Here is a 23,086-nt window from a genome sequence, read left to right as displayed (position 1 = left end):
TAATTTAGGCAACAACGCCCTCGGTAACTATTAAGTTTTATTTGATAGGGGTCTCTCACTTTTTGATTCCCCTTGTAAAGTTGCCACCCTCTCCCGTCAAAAATAAAGTCATCAGCCCAAACAAGAATCGGCATATCAAGCTCTAACCCCTGGCAATCAAACTCACTAATTGTGCGCTGGAAACTACAACACGATGTCGAAGAACTAACGTCATCATGGAACCATGGGCCCAATGGTTGTTTGTTATACTTGATGTTGTCTGACGAACTTAACAAGCCATACTTCTTGTTGGTGTTTTGATATCTATTGAGACAGTATCTTTTGGCTTTTTCCAAATCTCTGGTTAGATAGATATTAAAACCGTCTTTAATCGTCTGCTTAGCCAGCGCAACATCCGGCTTATCATTCAAAACACCTTCCACCCACTTAGGATATAAACTTGCGCTATGAGCTCGTAAAGACTGGTCTAAATTTAGCAATGGGTTTACTCGAACACGATTACTGCTCATGAATTGAAAATGATGCTCTAACGCTGGTGGGCAAAAAACAATCCAAGGCTCTTTACTACTTTTCAAAGCATCGCACCAAAGAGAAATACCCACTTCTTCACCCACATAAATCTCTTGTCCCTCTCCAACTAGAGCGACATAGTGACAAGGCGTTTTATCTTTATCTGCGATCCTGATGATGCAAGAAGGCTCCGACATTTGGTAATTCTTGTTTTTATTTTCGTCCCACATCCTCTGGGCTTCATCAAAAACAACCAAATTAGTATGAGGGATTGTACGTGGCTTCATATATTCGCGTTTAAAGTCTTTCAACGCGCGAACAAACGTTTTGTCATCAAGAGCATATTGCAAGACATCTACCAGCGGGCCATTCCCAGATAAAAACTGGCCTCTTTTGTTCCGATGGACAAACTCCAAACCCAGCAACGTCTTCCCTGCTCCAGGAACACCAGTAACCAGGGTCAATACACTCGCCCGATTTCTATTTCCTTCACTCTCAACCCAAGCAGTTACTTTATCCAACTCATCAAGCGCTTCATAAATCCCTGCACTTTTAGCGCTCTTTAGTTCTTCTATTGGGTTGTTTTGAAATATCTCTACTGCCGCATCCACTAAATTTGGTAATGGCGCATAAGGCGATTCAAGCCACTGTTTTAAATCAGTGTTAGTTGGAGCGCCCGTTAAGTACTTATCAAGAAAGGCTTTGAGTTTATCGCTAGATAGGATTGAGATATTACTTTCGATATCCGTTAATTTACCGGTGGATTGAGTCAAAACCAAACCGGCAATCACCTCTAGCGCAGCGCTTTCATGATGGTAATTGCAGAGATCTCGATAATAGCCACACAACTGGTCATAATCGGCTCGCTGATAGCGATCCTTCATTTTGAATTCTAAAATGAATAGCTTATTTTCGACGAGAAGCAGAACATCGGGTCTACGCCCTCCTTCAATTGGTAGAGCGTACTCAAAAATAATATAGCCATCAGATTGGGCACGCTTGGAGAGTTCTTTCTGAAGATGATGAAAACAATCAACCCAAGCTCGTTTCTGAAGTTCACCGAGCTCTAAGCCAGGGAAGTTGATACAAAACTCAGAACACATGTTGGCCAACCAGTTTTCTTCTTGTTCTTGAAGAAAGACATCAATCCTATTTGCATAGCAATAAGTCATTCACGGTCCTCTTCAGTTTGCTTGCAACTTTCTAACAATGGGGACATCAGCTTCGGCCCAATCTAAAGAAGTTAGCTCATCGAGATTTAACCACAATGCTTCAATATGCTCAGTAAGTACTATCTTTCGGTTTTCGACAGGACATAAGTAAGCGTGCATCGTGATATGAAAATCAGGGTAAGTATGTTCAACCGTCATGACATAATCTACATGTTCGATATTCAGATGAAGCTCTTCTTTCAACTCTCTTTTAATGGCTTCTTCTCGCTGCTCACCTACTTCCACTTTTCCGCCGGGAAATTCAAACTTCTCATGGATATAAGCCAACTTTGAAGGACCGCGCTGAACACACAAAGTTTTACCTTCATGTTGAATAATGGCCGCCACTACTTCTATGTTTTTTACCAAACTAACCTCAAATCAATAATCACGTGTTTTGTAGCCTAGGGACCAACACATAGGCACTTTCAAAGGCTCCAATAACAACCGTTAAAACTTAGTTCACCCAATCCAAATGATTCTCTTCAAACACTTCTACGCCCTTTTGCCGGATGCGGTTAATCCAGTACTCAGCTTTATTTGCTCCGACCCCAAAATGCTCAACAGCTGCTCGTTGTAATACTCTATGCTCATTCTGAATTGATGTTGGCATTAATGCTGAATCATCTGTATTTACACATACTGAAATTGAACCACGCCTTAAACCAAACTTGTTAAAACGTTCTCCCGCGTTTAACCAAGATTCAATAGGTGGATTCCAACGATAAATAGGATGTTCATGATAATGTTCAAAGCGCCCTATATATATATTTGATGTTGGACAAGCTTCGAATATTATTTCTTGAGAACCATATTTTTCCATTTGTAAATCTTGAATTGCTTCGTACAACTCTAATTCTGCTGCTGATATAGAGTCAAAATATGTCCCATACTTATAGCCAAAAGGCTCAAAACCTTGCTTGGGATTACAATGAATAATTACTTGTTTTTCACGCCTATCAAAAAAGCGTTCATCTAACTCAGCTAATATGTATTTTTGCCAAAGTGCGAATGCCTTTTGATTACTAGCGTTACATTGTATTTGGTCAAAATCTATTATCCAATCACGGAATAAAGGGTTCTTAGCATCAATAACTGGAGGCATGTCAGTAGATAACTTATCAAGGTTTAATGCATAAGGGCAATTTCTCCTCAATTTCCAAGCTTCATATAAACTTCGACATGAATGCTCCTCTTCGTAAAGATAGCCTGACCAGAAATTAATCTTCTCTTGCAGTAAATGCAAAACACCAGTAAATTTCGGCACTTTTTGAATAACTTCAAGTGATTTCTGAAAGCACCAAACAAGGTTGTCTAAATGTTCACCTATTGTGACATAAGCCGTTTGTTGTCTTTGGGCCCACAAAATAGGCGATACCCCGAGTGCTAGCCCATGACCGATTCGATCTCCTGACTGATAATCACAGAAATACACAGCTTCATCGATTGCTCTTAATCCAGAGAGCAAGTGGCTATAATCTTCACCTGCATGAATAGTTAAAAATGGTCTTTGATAACGAGTTGTAAATAGGCTCTGTGATGAGTGTTTAGCTGAACGCAAAACCCGCAAAGCAGGAGCAAATACTTCAATTGGTAAATCGTTCTCATTGCCTGCCACATCATAACCGCGTATTGCTTTACGCAAATCAACTTGTAATGATTCATTCTCACTTTCAATGCGAAATGCTTTTATCTCGCTATCAGAAAAAGAAACAGAACCATGAAATTGTTGAAGGAGCCTAACTTGATTCTTTATATTACCCCTAAACTTAGACTGTCTTTTGTCTTCCCTTTTGCCGCTTCTGGTAAAATGTAAAACAAAGTGCACCCTTTCTGTTAATGATTCTTTATAGAGGACTTCTAAACTAGCCTTTAACGCCTTCGGATCTGCCGGAAAGCTATTACTGCCAATAGCAAAATTTGGTGATACTCTAAATTCCCTTACTGTTTCTTTTGATATATCTGATTTAAAAGCATCAAGACCAACAATATCTTGCGAAGCTAAAGATCTCTGCCTACGGAGTGGAAAACGAAAAGACTCTACAAATTGGCCTAATCCAACCCCCATTACAATCATATAATTACGTAAAATATTGCTTATACGAATATAGGTTTCTAAAGCTTTATCTGCTTTGTTGCTTAAAGAAACTAGGCCTGTACAGAATAAGAGCCAACGATTCGCTGATGGAATTAATAAACAATTAGATTGTGATAAACAATGTTGAGTGAAATTAGCACAATCACCACGTTCAATATATGAAATTGCATCACCATTGAACTCAACATTAATATCAGGTTTCATATGTAGTTCATTTATTCGTGCATAATCATTATCAAAAGCAAAAGCTGCCAAATTATCACCCAATAAAGCACTCCACCTAGGTAAATCACCCTTTTTGTATTTTTCACTTTCAAATAAAGTGCTTTCTGGTCTCCTTGGCCACTTAATTTTACCGTTTACCTCTACTCCATATAATGAAAAGCTCAATAAAGATGGACCTGTATGCCCATGCCCACCTTGATGGACATGATTATCAGCAAAACCTTTCTTTCCTTTTGATTGCTGAAGAGCCGTAGGGCACTGATGATTTTTAATACAAGTTATAATCTCCTGTTCACTAATATCATAATCATGAGCTAAATCACTATAAGCTTTTGCAATAATCCAACTAACATCAATTAGAGAGGCTAATTCTAACCACTCTTCAAGATAATTTGACTTAACCTCAAAACGATTACCCTGCCAGATTAAATACTTATCAGACAATAAAGATAATAATTTTTTCAAACTAACCTGATCAAGGTTAAATGAAAAAACAAGAGCCGTAACATCTTCATTTCTTAGCATTCTTGATATATACGGTTGATAGTCAAAAATACTTTTTTCTTGTAATAGTAAACTTTGCTTATCAATACCAACCTCATTAAATAAAAAACGGTCAGATACAAGTAAGGAAGCGTAAGCGATACTTTCATCACTAACTTTAAGCATCATCACCCTCTACATATAACTGTATTGCTTTTAATAAGTTAGCGTTTAATTCTTTGGGTTCAACTAAGATAGTATTATTTGTTATTCTATTGTCTTTAATAAAGGTATCTAATTTGTTTTTATTTTTTTCATCTAATGCGTCTAATCTATTTTTAAGTGTAGATACTTGCTTAAGCTCTTTAAGTTCAAAATCTCTTCTTAACTTCGCCAATTTACCTTCCAACTCTCCTTTCCCCAAAGAAAACTGTGAATATAAATTACCTTTTGAATTATTTAACTTAAATATTGGATGTTCCCATAGAGCATCTATGAACTTTACATTCCATTTACTATCATCCTTTGACTCAGACCTTAACTTCTCTTCATTACGAGTAATTGTCCGGTCATACTTCTCAAATTCATTATAATCTCGTAATGTACTATAATTATCTGTTTGAGCAACATTAGCATTTATTGCATTACCTTTAATCGATGCTGTCATTGCTGAGTTAACAAGAATCAATTCAAAACGTCTTGCTAAATCCGTTAAATGCTCGTCGGAGTAATTCTTCTTAGATTTATATAAATTTAGTGCAGAAAATGTCTTATTAAACATAAATGAAAATATGGATATAAGATCACTTGGATTTATTTCTTCAAATAATTCTCTATTATTCACCTTCCAGTCATTAATTTCTCCTGACAGAATCTTTGCGGAAGAGCGCTTAGAATCACTTTCTTTTTCAACCTCTTCTTCATAGTCGCCATCCTGAATAACTTTAGTTGGATTCGCATTAAATATTGAATAAAATGGTCTACGACCAAGAATATTATAAATATCTTTCTCGATATCTACAGACTTATTTACGAACGAAAATAAAATCAATTCAAATGCACGACTACAAAATACATATTGGTAAGTATTTGATAGTGTTGAATAGTAGTCACCATATGTATAAACATCTAGTAATAGATTAGATTTACTTTTACGTTCTTCAGACAAGGAAGAATTCGTGTTTTTTATTGCCCCTTGTGTAACATACTTTTTGTCGTCAAAAAACTCATAAGGTGGCATACTTCGTAAAGTATAACTTTTTTCATTATATGCACTCTCCAGTATAGTTAAATTACCATTTAGTTGAGCTGACACCTGCTTGGGTTGTAATGAAAACATTGAATTTAAAGAATGTTTTTGGGAATCAAAAAAACATTTGTTAGCCCAAGGATATCGGTCTTTGCTCATTTGCATTTTAGGGTTAAATGCAATTAGAGATTCAATGTTAAAAGAAGAATCCTTATCTAAATTATTAAGCGTAAACCATGACATTGCGTTAGTAAAAGAAACACCGTTTTTCTTTTGTGCAGCCCAACTTTGGTAAGCCATCCATACTGGATTAATACTTTCATCACGTAATACTTCAGGATTAATAGAACGTACTAGCTGGGTTAGTTCTCGTGCAGACTCAGGTTCAGGCCAGTTATTTATAACCTCTTCATTTGAACATAGAAAATAAAATCGGTTAAATATTAAATTATAATATTCAACTATTCTTAAACCGCCACTTAAGTGAGGCACAATTCTTAGCTTTGGTGTAATTTGTGTTATCGGCTGCAAACCAATTCGCATTTGATTTGGGAAAACTTTTGTTAAGTAAGATGTAGTCAACTCCTTCGATACATCCTTTCCTTCATCAGTTAAACCTTCATTTTTAGATTTACTATCATAAGCATTGCTATCAAAATGAACATTTGTCATTTGTTCATATAAACGCATGTCACCACTAACAATAGGTATAATATATGGACACCCAAGTAAACGACGCACATCATCTACAACTTCAAATGCTCTACCAAGCGCCATATCTACATCATCAATTGGTAGCACCAGAGCTTGGCAACCCAATAAATTAATTGCTGACTCTATAAATAAATGGAAATAATTTTCAATTTGAATACCAGAATTATATTGTAGAATTTTATCAATTCCTGAATGACCATTAAAGTCATCTTTCTTTCCAAGCGCATCTGCTAATTTTTTTAGTGAGTTATAGAAATGCGACTTTTCTTGCTCACTAACAGAACTTACGCCATGGCATCCACTTGAACTTTTAATCTTTTTTTCAACTACATAATAAATTTGAGCGATTATTACGTTAGAAAAATGATCGTTATTCACAAGCATTGTTGGGTCAATTACGTTTAGAAACTTAAGCTCTTCTTCCTGTATATTTTCTTTTTTACAAGATTTTTTCCACAACTTCTCACAATTCCTCAAAAATACAGTTTTCCCTGTACCTCTCTGACCAGAAACAAGAATTGCATTGTGAGATAACCATGTTTTGTTATTATCTTTCTTTCTATTCTCTTTATACTCCTTAGCTTCTCGCAATGTAATTTTGAGCTTATTAATTAAACTTTCTTGCGCCTCACACTGCCAAAATTCACCACTGGAATCTGAATAATCATCTAGATATTCAGCTTTTATGTAATTTAATTTTAATATACCTGTCATAATTAGCCTACTTCTTAAACCCTTTCACCCAACCAATAGCACCATCAGCTACTGAGAAATAATCACCAACAATGTCTTGATTAGCAGAATTAACGTTAGCTTCTTCTAGAGAAAACAACTTTGTTAGTGTATTTTCTTGCTCTATTTCAATTGTTCTTTTATCGGCATTAATTACTGATAACTGATGTTCTCGTTCTAAACGTTCCAAATGATAGACCATTGTGCGATTACGACTCCATGCTCTTGTGTAGCCAAGCATTCGGTTAGCCGCATAGGTCACTACAAATACGGCAATGTGCACCGTACAAATAGCTGCAAGAGTTTCCTTTGAATAGAAAACACCTAGCAAGATAGCTTGCGTAATAAACAAGGTTTTAACCCATTTATTGAAGCTTTCAAGAAAGAAGAAAACCACCGCCACGGGCCAGAACAGTGTGAGTTGCCAATTCACAATATCAAAGGCTCTTAACAGGAATGGGTTAGTATCAACTAAGTTGATGTCGAACAAACTGTTGGAATAAATCAGTGTTAAGGAGAACACAACCCAGAATATACTGTGCAGTGCCAACCTTCTTGTCACTTTATGAGGAGTAGAGAAACGTTTTTCCGCATTTCTATACTTTTCTAAATGATGTTTGATTTCATCAAAAGCTTTATCACCTTCAAGTGGCTCTTTATTATGTCTTTTATCTTGGTACTCAGTCATTTTTATCGGTTCTTCTTATAATTCTCAGCCTGCTCTAGCACGCCTTTGTATACATCATCATTGGCTACTGGTGGGAAGCCGTATTTGTGTAGCAGTAAGATTAAATTCACTTTCAACTTGGCTTTGATATCATCGCGCCCTGCCCAGTCTGGGTATTGGGCGACATTGTCTACTGTGGTTTTCATCTCCTTCGCCAGTTCGAGCATCTTGTCATCGTCGTAAGTGAAATCGTATTTCTTGCGCATGTGATTCAAGATATCGAGGAACGCTTTCTCTTCTAGGTCAATCCCTAGCTCTTCAAATGAGCCCATTTCTTTCACGATATCAAAGATAATATCGGTCATTTCTTGAGAGAAGGTATCGAACTCCTCGCCATTCAACACATCATTTTCACGACGTTCGTTATACTGCTCCACCAGCGATTGGAAGCGCTTAGAGAAATTCATACCCTGTAGCTGGTTGACCTTTTTAAAGTCACTTATCGCCTTCTCTAGCAGCTTTTGAAGCAACTGAATTTTGGTGTTAGGCAGCTTAATCTTGTTGATGCGAGCTAGGTAATCTTCGTCGAAAATATCGATAGCTTCGGCGTGCTCATCACCAATGGTAAAGATCTCTTCTACTCCATCGGCACGGAGTGCTTCTGCCACTAACTCTCGAACACGCTTATTCATTTGTGCCGTGTCTGGTGCATCACCTTTGGTTAGCTTAAAGATGATGGAGCGTACTGCGATATAGAAGTGAATTTGGTCGCGCTCTTGCTGAGATAACAATTCACTACCACAGCAAACATCATAAGCCGCCTTCATACGGCCCACTAAAGCCATGAATCGGGTTTCGCCTTTCTTGGTTTGAAGAATGTATTCTGCCGACTGATTAAGACACTCTAGCTGCTTACACGGCTCTCCTGTGTAATAACCGGACGTATCGAACTTGTGGAACATCTGTCTTAATAAATCGAGGTGGTTCTTCACCTCAATAACGGAAAAACGAATATCTTCAAAGTTAGTCTCATCAGCCTTTGAATACATCGCTAAGGCTTGATTCATTCGCGACTTGATACCAATGTAATCGACAACCAGCCCTTTGGCCTTGCCTTCAAACTTACGGTTAACACGTGAGATGGTTTGAATCAGATTGTGTTTCTGCAACGGCTTATCGATGTAGATAGTATCCAATTCAGGAACGTCAAAACCTGTTAGCCACATGTCGACTACAATAGCTATTTTGAAATTCGACTTGGGGCTCTTAAACTGCTGGTCGAGCGATTTTCGATATTCCTTTGTCCCTAGCAGGCTGTATTGGTCAGAGTCATCGTCTTTACCGCGCGTCATCACCATTTGCACCATCGCAAGTGGCTTTAACTTTTCTTTCTCTTTTTCAGTCAGCTCGACGCCATCAATCGATAGCTTTTCCTCGAACCATTCTGGCCTTAAGATTTTGACTTGCTTATAGAAATCAAACGCAATTTCACGACTCGCACAGACAAACATCGCCTTGCCCTTTATCGTGGAACCTTCTTTAACTCGCCCTTCATAATGTTCAACAAAGTCTTTCGCCAAAGCTTCAATACGGTCAGGGTCGCCAAGAATCGCGTTCATATTGGCAGAAGCTTTCTTACTCTCTTCTATCTGATGTTCATTGGTGCCTGCTTCTGCGCACGCTTGGTAGTATTTCTCTACCTCTTCAAGCTTGCTGTTATCAAGAATGACTTTGGCTGCTCGGCCTTCATAAACAATACGAACCGTAATTTCATCATTAACAGATTCTGTCATGGTGTAGCTGTCTACTGCATCACCGAATACATCAAGGGTGGTATCGATCGGCGTTCCGGTGAAGCCAACGTAAGTCGCGCTTGGTAGAGAGTCGTGCAGATACTTAGCAAAGCCGTATGTCTCTTTCACATCGACGGCTATACCATCTTGATATTTGATCACCACTTTCTTATCGAGGTTGACCTGTGAACGGTGAGCTTCATCGGAAATACAGATGATGTTTGTACGCTCTGAAAGCAATTCGATGTCTTCGGTGAACTTGTGGATGGTAGTCAGGAACACACCACCACTCTTGATGCCTTGCAGCTTGTCTCTTAAATCTTGACGGCTTTTAACTGGCACAACCATCTCATCACCAATGTAATCAGAGGCATTACAGAACTGTTTAGAAAGCTGATCATCGAGATCGTTACGGTCGGTAATAAGTACAATGGTCGGGCTTTCAAAATCGATGCTTTTCATCAATAGGCGCGATAGAAATTGCATGGTGAAGCTCTTACCACACCCTGTTGCACCAAAGTAAGTGCCGCCTTTACCACTTCCGTATGGCTTACGTTCTTTGTCGATGTTGTAGTAAAGCTTACGCGCTGCGTAGTACTGCGGGTAACGGCAACAGATTTTTATCTCTTTCTTTGAAGTATCAGGGAAGAAGACAAAGTTCTTCACCACATCAAGTAATCTGGTTTGGTTAAATAACCCAGCAATCATGGTGTAGAGGGAGTTAATACCCTCTTTTTCGGTAGACTCATTACCCGTTACTTTGCGCCATGCGTAGAAGAACTCATACGGCGCAAACAGGTTACCCATTTTGTTGTTCACACCATCACTGATGATGCACATCGCGTTGTAGACGAACAGCTTGGGAATATCACGGCGATAACGCACACAGATTTGCTTCCATGCATCAAAAATGGTCGCGTCTTTCTCTCGCACGGCACTTTTAAATTCAAACACCACCAGCGGTAAGCCGTTCACATAAAGGATGCCATCAGGGATTCGAATTTGTTCATCGACCCCCTCAATCTCTAGCTGGCTAACGATTTTATAGATATTGGTGTCAGTCGCTTCTAACCGATTTGTTTCTAGGTACGTAACCTTACCTTCAGCAACTTTTCTATCAGAGTTGTCTGCTTTAGATTTATTCTCTAGCAGCGGGACAAACATCAAGCGTAAGGCTTGTGCCAAATGTCTTGTATCGATTAACTCAATATAGAGGTCTTTCTTTGAGCGATCTTCACGCTTAAACAAGAAGCCATTCGTTAGCCATTGGCAGAAGGTTTTATTGCTATGGTACAAATCACTGGCAGGCAACGTTGAGATCATACGAACAATGGTGTCGATTTCGCTCTCGGTTATACCATCGCCTCGGTACTGCTTGGCAAGGTAGCGTCGTAAGTCATCGACAATGAGTACTTGTTCTTTGTCTTCACGCGCTATTTGTTCACCCACTACGTGTGGGTAGCCTTGCTCACCCAATAGCTCAATAATGGCCTGTTCTAATTTGGCTTCTGTGAATTTTAAGCTCATCGCCTTTTCCTACTGCTGTTTGACGTTGTTTGTTGTTTTCTAAATTGAGTTATTTAAATTTGTTTTGTAGTAACTCGGTTTCGGGCTTTGTTCCATTTTCTCAACACCGCAGATCTTGTCACCTCCGCAGAATCAGATATATTTTGAATAATATTTCTGAATTAAAGCGAACATATTACGCTTACGCTTGTACGTGGTAGCGAGTTGCGCCACCTGACTATAAAATGTCGCCAATTGAGTAGGATGCGATTTCAGCATATTCTCTAAACGTCGAAGTAACTCTAAAGCTTGATCGTAAGCCGTATTATTGGTCTGTTCGATATAAGATGAGACTGCTCGCAGATAATAATCCAGCGTATTTTCAGGTTTATCATCCACAATTTGATCGGCAAGCGAAATAAGTCCTTGTATTGATATTTTATGTTCGGCAACCCATTCGCACGCTTTGTCTAATTGCTGGTTATCGATATAGAACAGAACCAAGGCATCCGTACGATCAGAAGCTTGATTATAGCGGTCTGGTTGTTGATAGGCATTGGCAAGTAGCAGTTCAGTGCGGGAGAAAAATTCAACATCATCAATTTGGTAATTGGCTTTAAACTTCGCTAACTGTTGATAATATTGAAAGCTTGGTGATTGTTCTAACAAACGGTTAGCTAATACCCATGCAGAATGGATTTCACCTAGTTCAACATAAAGACGGAATTGAGCTTGTTCGCACGCACGAAGTTCATAATCACTCGCCATTTTTTTCGCCTTAGCTAACCAAAACTCAGCTTCTAACGGCTCTTGCTCATCAATGAACATATCAACAACTTCAAGATAATCTCGACACGTTCGTGCTATTTTTTGTTTAATTTCCGCCACTTCACGCCAATCGGAGCTGTGTTTCATTAACGGAACTGCCCATGAGCGTAAGTTCCAGCTACTCTCATCTTGCGATGCTTGATCTATCGCTTGGCGGCATAAGGTTAGAAAGTGGGTGTTAGATTGCCAAATCGCTCCAAAACTCTCTTCAATCGAAGGAAATACGTCAAATTCGTAATGGGTCAAACGCTCAAACATCCACTGCGCTTTCTCTTGCTCACTCCAATTAAGCTTTGCCAGCGTCTTTGGCATGTGTTCGTTAATCATGCTTTCAATGCCATAACGATCGCCATTGGAGTCATCAATTTGCTCTAGCACCTTATTCAACCGTTCAACAAGGTAGTTGATTAATTTCCATTGATGATCGGCGTTAAGGCTTTGCATTGATTCAATGATCATGTTCAATTGAATTTCTGCTGAGTTGAAATAATCATGGCTTTCTCGCCAATCCCAGAGCTGTTCTCGCGGTAAGGCTTGGGTAACCAACTTTTTCAGCTCGCCATATACGGCTGGCTTTTCGCGTATTTCAATTTTTGTCAGCAGTGCATTCCATGTGTACTCATCTTCTTCTAGGTATTCGAGTAACATCTCTACCATGGCCTCTTCACCAAGGCTTTGCAGGTGATTTTTTATGGTATCTCGTTCACTACTTTGGTTTAAAGCTTGTTCTTGGTCTTGTAGGCAAAGGGCAACCGCCACGCCGTGCTTGCACAACATTTGATATTGCGCCGCAGGGCAAGTACAAGTGCCAACCAGATCGCCAGTGAAATCGAGGCTCACTTGATAATTGAGGCTGCCTTTGACCTGTGCGGTCGCGGTGTTGCCAACAAGGTTAAGCTTGCGTACTGCACCACTGCGTGAAAGCAAGATGCCTTTTTGCAAAGTGCTTGTTTCACACAGTGTCGTCAATTCAGAAATGTCGATTTCACGAGTATTAGTTGCGTTCATTATATTATGGTTCCACCTACGCTTTGCTTTGTTCTATTTCGGATTCATCTAATTCCCACCTTCGTTATCTCAGAACCGAGGCGCGAGGTATCTGAGATCTCGCTTTTCACCACCGTCAAAAACGAGATTCCTGATAAGTTCGTCCCTCACTTTCTGGAATGACGAAAGGTTACTCTGCCAGCGCCTTAGCTTGTTCTACTGGCAGGTTCTCTAAATCAACTTCGCCGGAAAGCAATTTAGGAAGTAACGTGTCACGGAGCTGCGATAAGCTATCTATCTCTTTTGATAGAACCTCAATTTTTTGGTCAATTGGTTCAACAAGATTATGGAAAGCTTCGACTAGCTCTTGAGAAGGAGTAATAAATGGAACTTTTTTCAATTCTTTCAGGTTTATTGAATTAAATAGAGTTCCGGAAGAGCCGTTATCCCCGAGCTTCTTCTCAATGTGACTCATAAATGCATATGTAAATGAACGAGAATCACTATTATGTTTAATTGCTCCAATACCTCGACCAATACAACAATCAATAGATGCCATATTCTTATCGCCGACTGGTGCACGAACACTGATTAAAGTGTCTCCTGCTTTTGCATATCGTTTAGGGTCTGTTGTATAAACACGAACATCAGGGTAACGGAAACCAAAATCTCGTCGTCCTTGGAAAAACGCAATTCCTTCTCCATCTTCGTTGTAAGTTTCACCCTTAGGTGACTGTCCCATCGTGATTTTGAAGTGCTCTCCCATACAGCTAGCCTCCCATCCTTTAGGAATCAAACCCAACTCAGACTCAACGAGCTTTTCTGGGAAAAGCGAGGCAGTAGTCACATCCATCCCTTTTGGTTGTTCACCATTCATTTTGGCCTTTACAGGGTCGAAGTCGACAAACCATGACTTGAAGATTGCTTGTGCCATTTGCTCTAGGGTTTGGTTGATTTGATTATTGATAGTAATTTTTTCATCATATTGAAATAAAAGATCCGCTATTTTTTCTTGTTGAATCTTTGAAGGTAAGAAAATAGGGACTCTGGCCAATATTTTTTGGTTCAGCGAAGGCATAGTTGTACCTTCACAGTTTTTTAGTAGCCACGCTTTTACTTGAGGGCTTCTCATTACATAGCTAAAGTATTTTGCGTCATATTTTTTTGACAAGCGAAGATAGATGCCATCAGATCCTACAAACCAACCTTTTTCTCTTTCAGTAATTAGCGCATTTCGCTCTACCCCTCCTTTACGAGCGAAAACGATATCCCCCTCTTGAAGCACAAACTTAGGTAGCCTTGCTGTAACAGCTGAATCTACACGAGGTGTTATATCTTCCAATTGAATGAACCCTTCGCGAATTTCTCTTACAGAAATTAAAGGCACCCCAGTTTCAGTGTACTCTTCCGCCTTTAAAGCCGTTCCGAAAGGGCCAGTTTGTAGAACAGCATCTCCTGCTGCGATCAGTTCACCTAGTAGAGCTTGCTCCCACTTACTCCCCATAACCCAACGCCTCCAAATTACGGCGAATCGCTTTGTCCAACTCTTGAGATTGGTTCATTTGGTTGTATAGGGTTTGTGAAAGCTCACTCATCTTGATTTCAAACGGAATGCCGTCATCTTCCACTTCGGCTGCGCCAACATAGCGCCCCGGAGTCAGTACAAAATCATTAGCCTTAATATCGGCAACAGTGGCTGATTTGCTAAAGCCTGCTTTGTCTTCATACTTCTCTACTTTGCCATCGCCACGTTCAATACGCGCTTTAAGCTCCGCTTCATCACTGCGCCATGCGTGGTAAGTATCAGCAATCAGTGCGATGTCGTCTTTAGTGAGTTCTTTATTGGTACGACTAATCATGGTGCCCATTTCACGAGCATCAATAAACAAAGTCTCTTTTTGGCGGTTACGGTAGCCTTTGGTGTTGTTCTCGGTTTTGTCTTTGGTGATAAACCAAATGCACACAGGGATTTGCGTCGTGAAGAACAGTTGTCCCGGCAAAGCAATCATACACTCAACGCGATCGTTCTCGATTAGCTGCTGGCGGATCTCACCCTCACCTGACGTATTTGAACTCATAGAGCCATTCGCCAATACAAAACCAGCCGTGCCTGTTTCACTTAGCTTAGAGAGCATATGCAAAATCCAACCGTAGTTGGCGTTGCCTGTTGGCGGTGTACGGTAGCCAGCAAAGCGCGCATCATCGGTTAGCTCGGCTTCATTACGCCAACCTTTAAGGTTAAACGGTGGGTTTGCCATGATGTAATCGGCTTTTAAGTCTTTATGCTGGTCAGCAAAAAAGGTATCAGCTGCACGCTCACCTAAGTTGCCCGATAAACCACGAATGGCTAAGTTCATCTTCGCCAGTTTATAAGTGGTCGAGGTAAGCTCTTGACCATAGATAGCGATGTCTTTGGTGCGCCCTTCGTGCTCTTTAATGAACTTTAAAGACTGAACAAACATACCACCGGAGCCACAAGCTGGATCGTAGATCTTACCTTGGAAGGGTTCTAGCATTTCAGCTAATAGTGTTACCACTGACTTAGGCGTATAGAACTCGCCACCACCTTTGCCTTCGGTTGCTGCAAACTTACCTAGAAAGTATTCGTAAACACGACCGACTAAGTCTTCTTCGCTCATGTCACATTCGTTCGCCAGCGTATCAATGTTTTCAATGCTGTCGATAAGTGACGCCAGCTTTTTCACTTCCAGACCTTGGCGCGAGAAGTAGTTGTCTGGCAGAGCGTCTTTTAAGCTTGGGTTGTTTTTTTCGATAGTCGATAAAGCGGTATCAATGATGATAGCGATATCGTCTTGCTTAGCGCGCGCTTTAACAAATGACCAACGCGCATCTTCTGGCAAAAAGAAGATGTTGTCTTGTTGGTAGAACTCTTTCATCTCAACAAAAGCTTCTTGCCCATCGTCTATCATCTTCTGACGGCGTGCTTCAAACTTGTCGCTGATGAACTTTAAGAACACAAGACTTAATACCACGTGTTTGTATTCAGATGACTCAACACTGCCACGCAACTGATTAGCGGTATCCCAAAGGGTCTCTTCAAAGCCTTTGGTCGCTTTTTTAGCTTTTGACGCAGGCTTAGCTTTTGAGGCGGGTTTCTTGTTAGCGGGTGCTTTTGCCATGTTCTTAATTACTCGAATAATGTAGGACTCTGCTTTCAAGCGCAGACTATTGAGGGCGATTATATATGAAATTGAATGAGTTGAATTGATAAAGCTCCGATTTTAGACGCTTTTTACGTGCCTTAAGATAAGGAAATATCCAAATGATCGAGCATTTTAAAAAAGCCACAAAATTCGTTTAATCTTTATAAATAATTCAGTGGCTAGATTAGCAGCACTTAACAGTCTTGTAGGCACTCTGCATGAGCTTCACAACATTTGATTGATTACCCCAAGGTAAACATGCCTATCTCCGCACTTACAGGGGAGCTCAACATTTACGTGACTAAATTTGATGTAACCTTACGGCTATTTGATTTACCATGATTGACTCTTGGGTTATCCCTTTTTCCAGTTCAGACATTATGGACTCTAACTTAGGGGGGATAAGTTTTGAGACACGATCCCAGTTTTGGTATTGGTCTGCAAACAAGTCTGAACGACCATGTTTTTTGAGAGAACCCATAGATAAATTTGGTAGCAGCATATAAGTCGCTCCCGATGATAAAGCTAAAGAAATACCTTTAGGATCGGTATCAAACCAAGCTATAAGCTCTACGTCTGGAAAAGCCAACGCAATTTCTTTTGAGATTACTCCCGTGTCCTTATCCCCCCGGTAAACGATAAGAGGGTTAGGCCCTATGTCGGTTTGTACTAATCTAAACTTAGAAAATGCTTCATAGTTTTCAACAATCACAACTTGGCTGTGCTCAATGCTCGTCAAATGACTTAGAGCTACCTCAATGTTCATGCCCTCTTGTAAGTCATATGATTTACCATTTATGTTCGTGGACAAAATCCCATAAACTTTAATGACCTTGTCTTTGACAGGACTTGAGCTTAACTTCTCGTTAGGAAAGAACTGAGCCATATCCGTTCGAGAATTAGGGATGGGATCAGTTAAAAGATCAAAACCAGATTGCTCTTTAATCACCTTCCTAATTTGACGTATATCTCTAGGCGTCAGCTGCAAATGTTCTCCTCTGGCGCTCCCAACACTAAAGTCGCGATGAAAAGTATCAAACACGCCACTCAGCGCTACACTGGCACCTTCATTAACCTTCGCAGGAGAGAAGAGTTGCTTTAACCGATTTAAATCACTACCCGTTATATCATCAATAATTCTACTCACAGTTTCCTCGCTATAGACACATCTTCTAAGTGAAGGTTGCCGTAACCTATATTGCTACCTTTTGCTAAATAGGTATAAGACCCGATAGGCTCAACGGTAAAGCCTTTGCTATCTTCGGGAAGCATTGAACTATGGAAATTAAGCACGCTAAATAGCCACACGTCTTTAGCGCAAGTGAGCTGGTCAAGATCTTCCGGTAAGTCACTATTGATTTGCTCGTAATACTCCAAAGCGGAAATGCTGGTTTTTCCCTTACCAATAAAGGCTTCAGCAAAAAAGGTATCGCAATGTGAATCAATGTCCGCTTCAATCAGCTCTTGTATTTCAACATCAAGAGTCAATTCTCGGCGCTCAGCTTCTTCAACAACCGGAAGCTCTTCTTGTTCGGCGGGCTGTGCCGTAATTTTTTCAACAATATCGGCCAATTCCGGCTCTTGGTCCATATCATCAGGATTTGGGTGATGCGCAAATTGAATAGGTTCTGAAAGCCAAAACATCGGAATGCCGTCGTGCTTTGCTACCTCATCAGGCAAAATTAAATCGTCACTTGGTGTCCAGTGTGGCTCTTGATCAATAAACCGATCAAAGGCATTGATCAGGTCCTTATCGCGTTCGCGGTTACGATACTTCAGCATCAAAGCTCGAAGTTGAATTAGGATAGACCCGAGCTCTTGTTGGCAACTACGAATCGCACTGTGCATTTCAGCACAAAACAAGGTGTTGAGCTCGGAGTTATCTCCAGCCATTTCACTCAACAACTTAAAAGAGAAAGCTTTCATGCCACTAACAAGCTTTTCAGCTTGCTCTATGGCAACTTGGTTCTCTTTTTGTTTTTGAGCGAGCGTATGGCCATAACCAAAGTCATAACTGATCCGGTTTCTTAATCGACGACATGACTCTTGCAAGTCCATTGTGATTTCATAAACCACACCTTCAAGGCTATTAAACCTATCCGCCTCTTGTTCTCTTTTGCCATTTAATTTAGCTTCCAGGTATTCTTGCGCTAAGCTCTGAATTTCTGGAATGCGCTCAGCATGTTGAGTCCCGAGAAATGAACTTGCCTCCGTTTCAAGGAAGTAGTTCATCAATGCTTCCATCTTAGGGTGCACGCGGTAGCCGCGGCTTGTCACGATAACAACACGGGCTTCTTTTAATTTACGTAGGTCATTGGCGTTTTCATGAGTTTCACGTATCGTGCCATTTTCAAAAACATGCGTTAATGTGTCCTTTGCTTGGCTGATTAAGCGAAGCATGTGGTTAACACCACCATGTTTCCCATTGCTTTGAGGGCTCATCAAAAGTCGAACTCCCCTTGGTTCTCGTTTGCTTTGTTAACTGTCTCAACGATCTTTTCATGCGTATCGATGAAATCGAGCACCTCGTAAACAAAGTCTAATTTTCCCGTCATCACATAGAGTTGGCGCTCTTTGTTTACTAAATGAGCCACCCCTTCTTTAACCAGAAATTCAACAACCACATTTAGTTTATCAGCTGCACTATCACGCACTTTTTTTCGACACACTTTTGGAAGTCGATAAATACTATCGAGTTTCTCCATCAAGCTAGGAGACGAATGGATTTGCGCGCTCAAGACAGGCACATTTAACTCATCGCCGCCAACCATCACTGCTTCAACTTGAGCAGCCTCACTGACTGTCGCCACGAACTTAACCACAGGTCGAATGATACCGTGTACATTACTCATCAACGCGGTCACCTGACGACGATTGTGGTCGTCGATACTTTTATAGGTAACATAATAGGCGCTGGTTCTGCTCGTACATTGGAGCTCGCGCCCCATAATAGTCAACGCTTGATTGATTTCTCGGCGTGTACGATCCTCTTTAAGCGTCTTGTAAGCTTCACGATCCGTTGCTGGGCAGATAAAGCTACCACTAAGTAGAGATTCTAAGACTTGTGATACTGGCTTCATGCTTCTACTCCTGTGCTAGTTTCAGCGGCTTTAGCTAACGCAAGTTTGCTTACTTTAGGTTTGTTGAAAATGTTCTTGTAAGGCGTTAAGTGATACAGATACTTAAATAAGTTGGCCGTACGATTATTGCCATCGGGTTGAGCCGCGATAACATTGAAGTTATGTGCCCCCATCATTTTGAGCAGTTTGGCTTGGTTTTCTGCCGTCAGCTTACCAATCTCATCGGTTGGGTAAGTTATTGATAGTCGACTTGCTCCACGTTGTTGTGTCAGAAGTGCTAAATACAACATGGATTGAATGAGCAAGTTCGTACCATTACTGGCCAAATCACGCATATCTTTATCTGTTTTGGCCGTTTTACGCTGGTTGTTCTCGATGACTTCAAATTTGATGTCAAACAGCTCAGTAGGCTTTTTAACTTTCTCGGCACTAATATGGTATGTCAGTGTACTTAAAGCGTTGAAAAACTCTTTGGTTGGTAGCTCAGCAGATCCCGTTTTATCCCACTCTTCGTAAATCTCAGAGAAGTTAATAATATCTTGCCAACCTTGTAGTTTGGAAAGTGAACTTTCAACGTTAATGTCAATAGAACCAACCACCGAGAACGTGTTATTGAGCTTTACTTGTTCAGAGATATTACGACCAAGTTTCTTAATGTCACGGTCGAAGCCGAGTAGCCGATGCTTGAAGTCAACGAGCATACGCCCCATGTTGACCGCGCTTTCAATTGTTATGCTGGTCACCTGAGGAATAATGTCATTCATGATGATTTCTAGAATATCTATTCGCTTAGAGTCACTAGCAACAATATCCTCTGTAATGGCGTTTCGGCTGCTTTCATTCCAGAAACGATACAGCTCCCCGTCACCAAGGTTGAGAGTGATAGTTTCCATCTGTTGTATATCTTTTTTACGTAGCTTAGTAAGCCTCTCTAACTCCGGGAGTTTGCTCTCTACATAGCTCAAGAGTGAATTTAAATCGCCGTTATAATCGAGCGCTTCTTGGCTGCCTTCTTCGCCCTCAAACATCACATAGTTAGTTAGGCGAGAGATTGCACTGTCAGCTCGCTGTTTGTGGTTTCTCAAGATAGAGAGCTTCTCATCAAACTCTTTTTTGGTTCGATGAGCTTTGGCTCTCAACTCTTTCAGTTTAGTTTCAAAAGATTCAAACTCTTGATGCACCGTTTCAAGTTCTTTGACCTTAGTATTTCGATCGTCACGTCTCTTAGGATCATCCACTTCATAAACAGCAAGCCATATCTCGTATTCTTTGATTTTATGAGACTTCACTTTTAAGTTTTTGATCTCATTATCAAGCAATTCAATTTCTTCTTTGTAGCGTTGATAGATTTCACCGCTAATACCTTGATCACTCAACCGCTGTTCATACTCCGTTTTGATGCGCTGTTTGTTCTCGCCCAACGTCAGAGTACTTTTTTCCAGTAGTTCATCTATAGCTCCGATCGTGAGATCAAGTGATGATTCAACATTGCTAATTTGAGTAAGCCTGTCGTTGTTTAGCTCTAATTTTGCTTCTTCAAAACGTTCAAGCGTTACTGAGATTTCCCTATCAATCAGGGCTATAGCTTTCTCAATCGATTTGATGTTTATATTAATTTTTTCGACTAAGCCCTCTTTTGCACGGGCAATCTCTATTTTCTTGTTTTTAAGGTTAACCTTAGTTTGTGATAGGTCACCCTCAGCGTTTCGCAGTTCATTGCGTAATCGTGATAACTCAAGCGTTGACTGCTTAACAGCAAAATCATTTTTCAAAATTTGCTTATTGAAATCAGCCTCTGCGTCTTCAAGCTCAACGATACGGTCCATCAAGTGAGCCTGCTCTTCCACATCAGCTTTGTTGGTGACACTACAATCTGCTAGGTTGCTCGTATCGATATATAAATCGTACATTGAACCTGAATCTTCAGTCATTGATGGTGTGAGTGTCGTGTCCATCAAAAGCTCATCGGTGAGAACACGACCAAGTGGAGAGCTTTGCCACCCCTGTCGATTAGCCTCCAGGAACGAGAACAAGGTTCCTGAATCTGGGTCTAATCGGTTACTGACTACTTTTAGCCTGGTTTCGGCATCGCGCATATTTCGACGAGTGGCCTCTAATCTTTCGAGTAGTTTTTCACGTTTAGTTTGTAAGTTGACTCCTTCCTTCTCACTCAAAGTTGTCGTGTGTTTTAACGTGTCTACTTGTTCTTGTAATCTGTCCTTCTCAGACTCCAACTGCTCTCTCTGCTCAATGAGAAACTCATCAATATCTGGGTTCTTTAGTCGCTGCTTTTGAGTAGCGAGTTCAGCCCTATGCTCCATAAGAGCCTGAGATTTATCCGCTGTAAAAATCGTATGGGTTTGGGTCAGTTCCTTTAACTGTGGCTGATATACATCGTCTATCTTGTCTTTTTTAACCTTGCACTCTTTCTCGGCATCAAGTTTTTGCTCTGTTAGGTCAGACTTTTCTTTATTGAACTTACTAACAAGGTTTTGTTTGTCTTTCTCATACTTTGCTTTCGCATCATTTACCTTAGTTTCAAGATCGGCGTAACTTTGTCTTTGTTGTGCCACCCTGTCTTCCATTTCTGGCAATTGCTTTAGCTTAACGGACAGTTCTGGATAACCACTATTTTCGTATGTTATAAGCTTGCTGTGATGTACTTCGATCTCAGAGTTAATACTTGTGATAGAGCGTTGAAGAGCGCTCTTTTGAACCTCTTTATCAAGCTTATCTTGATTAATTTCGCCAATCTGCTTGTCACTGTTTTCAAGAAAATCTGAGCGCTCGATTTCGGTTTTCTTAAGAGATTCATCAAGGCTTTCAGAGGCTTCACGAATGATTGTTAAGGCATTGGCGAGCTGAGTGGTTAGATAGGCAATCTGCTTATTGTTCGCAATAGCTTCAATGAACGCTTCTTTTTTGGCTAGGAACGCTGTTAGGCCGTTGTAGTCATCACACCATTGTTCAATTCTGTTTGCATCCACACCAAACTCTAATGTGCTATTTCCTTGCTCGAGGATATCCAGGAAAAGCGCCTTTGTGTCGGCCATATTGAATTCACCTTGAATCAACGCCGCTGTGATTTTTTCAATGTGACGGACATCATGACGACCAGAGCACAAAGAGTAGCTCAGGAACTGATTGCTCAAATTCCCTGCATTAATATTTTGGATAATTTCGCGGTACTCTTTGACGCTAGTAATACGCGACTCGTATTCTAAGCCGTTAGCGTTCAGCTCCGCGGCCAGCTTTGTACAGCCGATAGCGTAAGGCTTATCTTCGCTGTCTTGTTTAATGATCACTGACTGCTCAAACTGACCTTTAACGAAAAGGTAAACAATGCCACCTTTAGTACTAAGGTTTCGATAACAAATGACATGAGCAACTTGACCACGAGCAGTAATGTACTCGAAAACAATATAACTGTTGTTGTGTGGTAAATACCATTCTGCAAAGGGCTTATTGACATTCGATTTCCTGACGATCTGCGTGCCAGTCGCTCCATAAAAGAACGGAATGAGCCTTAAAAGTGATGTTTTGCCTTCTCCGTTACCGCCAGTGATCTGAGTGGGAGCGTCAAAAGAATACTCAGAAAACATCTTGTTTTTCTGATAAGAATTTATTGCGATAACTTTGGTCAATCCGGCATACATCATCGTATCTATCTCGAGTTATGTTGTTTTTCTTGACTGAAAATCAACCAGTTTGAATTTGTGGCCACTAAATCAGGTTACAGCTTTCAATACCATCGACTCTCTCACAGTAAAGATTCCTGACTTTTCTTGCCCTTGCCAATATCCACAATAAATATATGTACTTTTTCACTACATGTATAT

The 23,086-nt window shown here is 40.4% G+C and carries 13 protein-coding genes; all 13 read right to left on the bottom strand.

Going from position 1 to position 23,086, the window contains the following annotated elements; genetic code table 11:
- Nucleotides 1–1,682 (bottom strand): DNA/RNA helicase domain-containing protein (locus tag AB4493_RS08775; RefSeq protein WP_372154876.1); only part of this gene is annotated, 1,682 nt, incomplete at its 3' end.
- Nucleotides 1,683–1,694: 12 nt separating this feature from the next.
- A complete protein-coding gene (locus AB4493_RS08770) occupies nucleotides 1,695–2,090 on the bottom strand; it encodes a (deoxy)nucleoside triphosphate pyrophosphohydrolase (RefSeq protein WP_372154875.1) in 396 nt (131 codons plus the stop codon).
- Between the two features lie 88 nt (nucleotides 2,091–2,178).
- Nucleotides 2,179–4,716 (bottom strand): antiviral RADAR system adenosine deaminase RdrB, encoded by a 2,538-nt coding sequence (gene rdrB / locus AB4493_RS08765; RefSeq protein WP_372154874.1) that lies wholly within the window; start codon nucleotides 4,714–4,716, stop codon nucleotides 2,179–2,181.
- Nucleotides 4,706–7,204: an antiviral RADAR system adenosine triphosphatase RdrA gene (gene rdrA, locus AB4493_RS08760; RefSeq protein WP_372154873.1), complete on the bottom strand. Its 2,499-nt coding sequence runs from the start codon at nucleotides 7,202–7,204 to the stop codon at nucleotides 4,706–4,708. The genes rdrB and rdrA overlap by 11 nt, the downstream gene beginning before the upstream one ends.
- Nucleotides 7,205–7,211: 7 nt before the next feature.
- On the bottom strand, nucleotides 7,212–7,910 hold the full coding sequence (locus tag AB4493_RS08755; RefSeq protein WP_372154871.1) for a hypothetical protein: 699 nt from the start codon (nucleotides 7,908–7,910) through the stop codon (nucleotides 7,212–7,214).
- Between the two features lie 2 nt (nucleotides 7,911–7,912).
- Nucleotides 7,913–11,209, bottom strand: coding sequence for a type I restriction endonuclease subunit R (locus AB4493_RS08750; protein WP_372154870.1), 3,297 nt, complete (start codon nucleotides 11,207–11,209; stop codon nucleotides 7,913–7,915).
- Between the two features lie 132 nt (nucleotides 11,210–11,341).
- Complete coding sequence (locus AB4493_RS08745) at nucleotides 11,342–13,024, bottom strand: SWIM zinc finger domain-containing protein (protein WP_102427826.1); 1,683 nt, start codon at nucleotides 13,022–13,024, stop codon at nucleotides 11,342–11,344.
- Between the two features lie 169 nt (nucleotides 13,025–13,193).
- Nucleotides 13,194–14,507 (bottom strand): restriction endonuclease subunit S, encoded by a 1,314-nt coding sequence (locus AB4493_RS08740; RefSeq protein ID WP_372154869.1) that lies wholly within the window; start codon nucleotides 14,505–14,507, stop codon nucleotides 13,194–13,196.
- Nucleotides 14,497–16,143: an N-6 DNA methylase gene (locus tag AB4493_RS08735; RefSeq protein ID WP_372154868.1), complete on the bottom strand. Its 1,647-nt coding sequence runs from the start codon at nucleotides 16,141–16,143 to the stop codon at nucleotides 14,497–14,499. The genes AB4493_RS08740 and AB4493_RS08735 overlap by 11 nt, the downstream gene beginning before the upstream one ends.
- Nucleotides 16,144–16,468: 325 nt before the next feature.
- Complete coding sequence (locus AB4493_RS08730) at nucleotides 16,469–17,314, bottom strand: hypothetical protein (RefSeq protein WP_372154866.1); 846 nt, start codon at nucleotides 17,312–17,314, stop codon at nucleotides 16,469–16,471.
- The gene (locus AB4493_RS08725) at nucleotides 17,311–18,609 is read right to left on the bottom strand and encodes a hypothetical protein (RefSeq protein WP_372154865.1); all 1,299 of its coding nucleotides are present in this window, start codon (nucleotides 18,607–18,609) and stop codon (nucleotides 17,311–17,313) included. Before AB4493_RS08725 ends, AB4493_RS08730 begins: the two co-directional genes overlap by 4 nt.
- On the bottom strand, nucleotides 18,609–19,247 hold the full coding sequence (locus tag AB4493_RS08720) for a hypothetical protein (RefSeq protein WP_372154863.1): 639 nt from the start codon (nucleotides 19,245–19,247) through the stop codon (nucleotides 18,609–18,611). The genes AB4493_RS08725 and AB4493_RS08720 overlap by 1 nt, the downstream gene beginning before the upstream one ends.
- Entirely contained in the window at nucleotides 19,244–22,903 is a 3,660-nt protein-coding gene (locus AB4493_RS08715; protein WP_372154881.1) for an ATP-binding protein, read from the bottom strand. Before AB4493_RS08715 ends, AB4493_RS08720 begins: the two co-directional genes overlap by 4 nt.
- Nucleotides 22,904–23,086: the final 183 nt, after the last annotated feature.

The organism is Vibrio sp. 10N.222.55.A1 (assembly GCF_041473835.1).
In the GTDB taxonomy this organism is placed as follows: Bacteria; Pseudomonadota; Gammaproteobacteria; order Enterobacterales; family Vibrionaceae; genus Vibrio; species Vibrio crassostreae_C.
Note: the sequence above shows the minus strand (reverse complement) of the source record. Positions and strands in the feature narration are given on the sequence as shown.

Excerpts from the sequence above, each read along its gene's own strand:
- rdrB (WP_372154874.1), bottom strand. The coding sequence starts at position 4,716 with ATGATGCTTAAAGTTAGTGATGAAAGTATCGCTTACGCTTCCTTACTT.
- rdrA (WP_372154873.1), bottom strand. The coding sequence starts at position 7,204 with ATGACAGGTATATTAAAATTAAATTACATAAAAGCTGAATATCTAGAT.
- AB4493_RS08755 (WP_372154871.1), bottom strand. The coding sequence starts at position 7,910 with ATGACTGAGTACCAAGATAAAAGACATAATAAAGAGCCACTTGAAGGT.
- AB4493_RS08750 (WP_372154870.1), bottom strand. The coding sequence starts at position 11,209 with ATGAGCTTAAAATTCACAGAAGCCAAATTAGAACAGGCCATTATTGAG.
- AB4493_RS08745 (WP_102427826.1), bottom strand. The coding sequence starts at position 13,024 with ATGAACGCAACTAATACTCGTGAAATCGACATTTCTGAATTGACGACA.
- AB4493_RS08740 (WP_372154869.1), bottom strand. The coding sequence starts at position 14,507 with ATGGGGAGTAAGTGGGAGCAAGCTCTACTAGGTGAACTGATCGCAGCA.
- AB4493_RS08735 (WP_372154868.1), bottom strand. The coding sequence starts at position 16,143 with ATGGCAAAAGCACCCGCTAACAAGAAACCCGCCTCAAAAGCTAAGCCT.
- AB4493_RS08725 (WP_372154865.1), bottom strand. The coding sequence starts at position 18,609 with ATGAGCCCTCAAAGCAATGGGAAACATGGTGGTGTTAACCACATGCTT.
- AB4493_RS08720 (WP_372154863.1), bottom strand. The coding sequence starts at position 19,247 with ATGAAGCCAGTATCACAAGTCTTAGAATCTCTACTTAGTGGTAGCTTT.
- AB4493_RS08715 (WP_372154881.1), bottom strand. The coding sequence starts at position 22,903 with ATGTATGCCGGATTGACCAAAGTTATCGCAATAAATTCTTATCAGAAA.